Annotated in this window: 2 protein-coding genes; both read right to left on the reverse strand. The window is 74.3% G+C overall.

Going from position 1 to position 2,529, the window contains the following annotated elements; all coding sequences use genetic code 11:
* Positions 1 to 1,497, reverse strand: a 1,497-nt coding sequence (locus B9S61_RS02740; RefSeq protein WP_146064683.1) for a condensation domain-containing protein, incomplete at its 3' end; no start/stop codon positions are given.
* On the reverse strand, positions 1,494 to 2,529 hold a 1,036-nt coding region (locus B9S61_RS02745), incomplete at its 5' end, for a class I SAM-dependent methyltransferase (protein ID WP_146064684.1). The genes B9S61_RS02740 and B9S61_RS02745, both read right to left, overlap by 4 nt.

Consider the following 2,529-nt stretch of genomic DNA (forward strand, 5'->3'; position numbering starts at 1 on the left):
CAGTCCGGCGAACGCCGCGAACATCTCGTCCACCAGGCCGTCGGGGAACACGCCTTCCCTGACGTCCCAGTTGACCTCCAGGCCGCCGAACTGGTCGGTGGCCTGGCAGTCGATCCGCACCTGCGGCGTCTGGCTGATCCCGTACAGCGGCCGGAGCCTCTCGGCTCCCTCGCCCAGGGCCCGGCCCACGACGCCGATGCCGCCGGTGAACACCACGGGCATCAGGGCGGCTTCGCGTCCGCGCCGCCGGGCGAGCTCGCGCAGCACCTCGACACCGCCGCACAACCGGTGGTCCAGGTCCTCGAACAGCCGCTCGCCGAGGCCGCGGGCCCGGTCGGCGAAGGCGGCCCGCCCCGACTGGTCCACCGCGAGCAGGCTCACCGAGGTGAAGTCACCGAGCAGCCGGTCCGCATGAGGGTGCAGCGGCATGCGGTTCAGGACGGTGAGCCCCAGGCTGAACCGCTCGCCCGCGCTCCAGCGGCCGATCGTCTCGGCGTACGCGGCGAGCACGGCGTTGGCCGCGGTGATGCCGTGCGCGGCCGCTCTGGCCTTCAGCGCCTTCCACGCGTCCTCGGTCAGCGAGGTGGCCAGGCGGCGGAACCGGGGCGGCGCGTCGGCGGGCGTGTGGCCGTCGGCCAGGGGAAGGGCGGGTGCGGCGGGCAGTTCGTGGACCCGGTCCCACCAGTAGGCGCGGTCGCGCGCGTAGCGCTCGGTGTCGCGCAGCCGGCGTTCCGCGGCGACGTAGTCGCGGAAGGTGGCGTCGATGGGCGGGAGCGGGCATCCGGGCTGCTCGTAGCGGCGGTCCAGTTCGGTGAGCAGCAACTGGATGCTGATCCAGTCCAGCGTCATGAAGTCCATCGACAGGTGCAGCAGGCTGTGGTCCGCCAGCCGTGTCAGCCGCAGCTCGTACATGGGGCGTTCGCCCGCCGGATGCACCCGGTGGGAGAGCTCCTCGCGGACGGCGGCCGTCGCCTCGCCCACGGCTTCGGCGGAGGCCTCCCGCAGGTCGGTGACCCGGATACGGGTGTCGGCGAGGGCTGGCGCGATGCGCTGGGTGCCGTCCTGCGCGATGACCGAGCGGAGCATGTCGTGGCGCTCGACCAGGCTGTCCCAGGCCTGCTGCAGCCGGTCCGGGTCGAGGTCGGCGGGGCGCCGGAACTCCAGGTAGATGTGGCAGGAGACGCCGCCGTAGTCGAAGGCCGCGTCCCGGCCTAGCAGATAGGCGGACTGGATGTCGGTCAGTGGGAAGGGCTCGTGGCGGGCTTCCGGCTCCGCCACCCACGCGCTCCCCGGCCCGCCCGGGGCCGCGCCGCCCGCCTCTCCGGACGGGACCCGGTCGGGCAGTTCGGACAGGAGCTGCTCCTTGCTGCCGCGCAGGGCCGCGAGCCGCTCGTCCGTCATGGCACCGCGCGGCGCCCGGAAGCGCAGCTGCCGCCCCTCCCGCCAGAGCTGGATCCCGGCCAGCTCGAACTCGCTGATCAGCTCACCGACGGTCACAGCACACCTTCCTCGAAGTCACCGGCCAGGGCCTGGTCCCCCGGCTTCCTGTCCTGGGCCGCGGCGAGCAGCCCCTCGATCAGCGCGCTCAGGGCCGCGACCGTCGGCGCCCGCATCACGTCCCGCATGGGCAGTTCGACGCCGAGGGCCCGGTGCACCTCTGTCACCAGCCGGGTGGCGAGGAGGCTGTCCCCGCCGAGCGCGAAGAAGTTCTCGTCGCGGCCCACCGAGGCGACCGGGAGTATCTTGGTCCACAGGTCGGCGACGGTCTGCTCCATGGCTCCCCGGGGCGGCTCGGCGGACTCCCGCGGCCGGTCGGTCAGCGCGGCGAGGCGGCTCTGCACGGCGCGCCGGTCGATCTTCCCGTTGGCACTCAGCGGCAGCCCGGGCAGCGCCGCGAAGTGTCCCGGCACCATGTGGGCCGGCACCCGGTCGGCCAGCCAGCGGCGCAGGTCCTCCACGTCGGCCCCGCCGGCCGTGCGGGGCCGTTCCGCGGTGAGCAGGACCTCTCCGGTGGCCTCCGCGCGCTCCACACGGGCGTTGACCAGCCCGGCAGCGACGCAGGCCCGCGCCCACCGCTGACCGGAGTGCAGCCAGGACCCACTCGGGCCACCGGGCCGGAGCCGGCCGGCCTCCGCCTCCAGCGGCAGGGCGATCAGCATTGCCAGCGGGGTGAGGTGGGTGCGTTCGAGCACATGGAGCCGGCCTCCGGGCCTGAGCAGCAGCGCCATGGTGGCCGCGGCGGTCTCCGGACTCGGCATGCGGTGCAGAACGTTCGCGGCCACCACCGCGTCGTAGGCGTGCAGGTGCGCGGCGGGCAGGGCAGCACCGCCCTGGTGCACGGTGCGCACCCGGTGGCCGGAGTCCGCGAGCCGGGCCTCGGCCGCCGCCAGGAGCGTGGGCGAGGAGCCGAGCAGGGTGTAGTCGACGGAGCCGGGTGGGAGAGCGGCGAGCAACCGTCCGGCACCGAGCCCGCTCATCGCGTCCCACGCCGAACGGGAGGCAAGGTCGTCCAGATGGGCGAGCACCTCC

Origin of the sequence: Streptomyces sp. SM1, from assembly GCF_002910825.1 — a bacterium.
Taxonomy (GTDB): Bacteria; Actinomycetota; Actinomycetes; order Streptomycetales; family Streptomycetaceae; genus Streptomyces; species Streptomyces okerensis.